The following is a 2,166-nucleotide window of genomic DNA, read 5'->3' as shown; positions in this document are numbered from 1 at the left end:
CCCTTGAAGCCGGCGCGGGCGGCGGCATCGAAACGATCGAGGAACTCATGCTCGCCAAAGAGCATCGACAGATTGGCTGAAAAACGCGGCATTCTTTTTCTCCTAATCCAACATCACGATCGCCGTCGGCGCATCCTCGTGGCTTTCGGCAAGCTCCTCGAATTCGGTGATCTTGTCGATCTCGGTGCCCATGGAGATGTTGGTGACGCGTTCGAGGATGAATTCAAGCACGACCGGAACCCGGTGCTCTTTCATCAGCCGCTGCGCCTCCTTGAAGGCTCCGGCGAACTCTTCCGGCTTGCGCACCCTGACCGCCTTGCAGCCCATCGCTTCGGCGACGGCAACATGGTCGACGCCATAGCCTGCCTCGGGATCGCCTGCCCGGTTGATGTTCTCGAAGGCAAGGTCGACCTCGAAGTCCATCGAAAACCCACGCTGCGCCTGCCGGATCAGGCCGAGATAGGCGTTGTTCACGACGACATGCAGATAGGGCAATTTGTGCTGTGCGCCGACCGCCAGTTCCTCGATCATGAACTGGAAATCATAGTCGCCCGACAGCGCCACGATGGTGCGGTCGGGATCGGCGGCGCGCACGCCAAGGGCTGCCGGCAAGGTCCAGCCAAGCGGGCCGGCCTGGCCGCAATTGATCCAGTTGCGCGGCTTGTAGACATGCAGGAACTGCGCGCCGGCGATCTGCGACAGGCCGATCGTGGTGACATAGGTGACGTCGCGGCCGAACGCCTTGTTCATCTCCTCATAGACACGCTGCGGCTTCAGCGGCACCTGGTCGAAATGCGTCTTGCGCTTCATCGTCTTCTTGCGGGCCTGGCATTCCTTCGCCCAGCCGGACCAGTCGCGCAGTCTGCCTGATGTCTTCCATTCAGTGGCGACGTCGAGCAGCATCTTCAGCGCCGCGCCCGCATCCGAAACGACACCGAGATCCGGCGCGAAGACACGGCCGATCTGCGTCGGCTCGATGTCGACATGGATGAACTTTTTGCCCTTGGTGTAGACATCGACGGAGCCGGTGTGGCGGTTGGCCCAGCGGTTGCCTATGCCGAAGACGAAGTCGGCTTCCAGCATCGTCGCATTGCCATAGCGGTGCGAGGTCTGCAGCCCGCACATGCCGGCCATCAGCCGGTGGTCGTCGGGGATAGCGCCCCAGCCCATCAAGGTCGGGATGACCGGCACGCCCGAAATCTCGGCGAATTCGATCAGCAGGTCCGACGCATCGGCGTTGATGATGCCGCCGCCGGCGACGATCAGCGGCTTTTCGGCCGCGTTGAGCATGGTCAACGCCTTTTCGGCCTGGGCGCGCGTCATCGCCGGCTTGAACGGCGTCAACGGCTCATAGGCATCGATGTCGAATTCGATTTCGGCCAGTTGCACATCGACAGGCAGGTCGATCAGCACCGGGCCCGGCCGCGACGAGCGCATCAGGTGAAACGCCTTCTGCAGCGCCATGGGGACGAGATAGGGCTCCATGACGGTGACCGCCCATTTGGCGACCGGCGCGGCAATGGCTGATATGTCGACGGCCTGGAAATCCTCCTTGTTCAGCCGCGCCCGCGGCGCCTGCCCGGTGATGCACAGGATCGGAATGGAATCCGCGGCAGCCGAATAGAGCCCTGTGATCATGTCGGTGCCGGCCGGACCCGAAGTGCCGATGCACAGGCCGATATTGCCTGCCTTGGCGCGGGTAAAACCTTCCGCCATGTGCGAGGCGCCCTCGACGTGACGGGCTAGCACGTGGCGGATCGTTCCCCTCGCCTTCAGCGCCGAATAGAACGGATTGATCGCCGCGCCCGGCACGCCGAAAGCGCAGGAAATGCCTTCCTTTTCAAGAACGAGAACCGCGGCATCGACAGCGCGCATCCTGGCCATTTTCCAGCCCTCCACGGGGTTTGTCATTGTTGGATTGGCCAAGGATGTCAGCACGCCGGGTATTTTTCAATTTTTTCAGAATATTTTTTCATTTCTAGAAAACGGCAGGAGCATGCTGATGGGAGGGGGGGGGCTGGGGGAAAAGAACGCGGGGAGCGAGCGGAGGGAAAAAAGGGGGAAGGGAGAAGTGTGAGAAAAGAAAGAGAATGGAGGAATGGAAAAGAAAGAAAAAAGGAAGAGAGGACGGCCGCGCGCGGGCAACGGGCCCTCGGAGGCCACTTA

General features: G+C 61.4%; 1 protein-coding gene and 1 pseudogene. Both read right to left on the bottom strand.

The window, feature by feature from the left end:
- Positions 1-92 (bottom strand): annotated as a pseudogene (locus EN964_RS38900) (hydroxypyruvate isomerase); the annotation flags it as partial.
- A 10-nt stretch (positions 93-102) separates the two neighbouring features.
- Positions 103-1,884 carry a glyoxylate carboligase gene (gene gcl / locus EN964_RS32455; protein ID WP_127272421.1) on the bottom strand — a complete coding sequence of 594 codons (1,782 nt, stop codon included), beginning with the start codon at positions 1,882-1,884 and terminating at the stop codon, positions 103-105.
- Positions 1,885-2,166: the final 282 nt, after the last annotated feature.

It is taken from the genome of Mesorhizobium sp. M7A.F.Ca.CA.001.10.2.1, from assembly GCF_003998575.1.
Taxonomy (GTDB): domain Bacteria; phylum Pseudomonadota; class Alphaproteobacteria; order Rhizobiales; family Rhizobiaceae; genus Mesorhizobium.
Note: the sequence above shows the minus strand (reverse complement) of the source record. Positions and strands in the feature narration are given on the sequence as shown.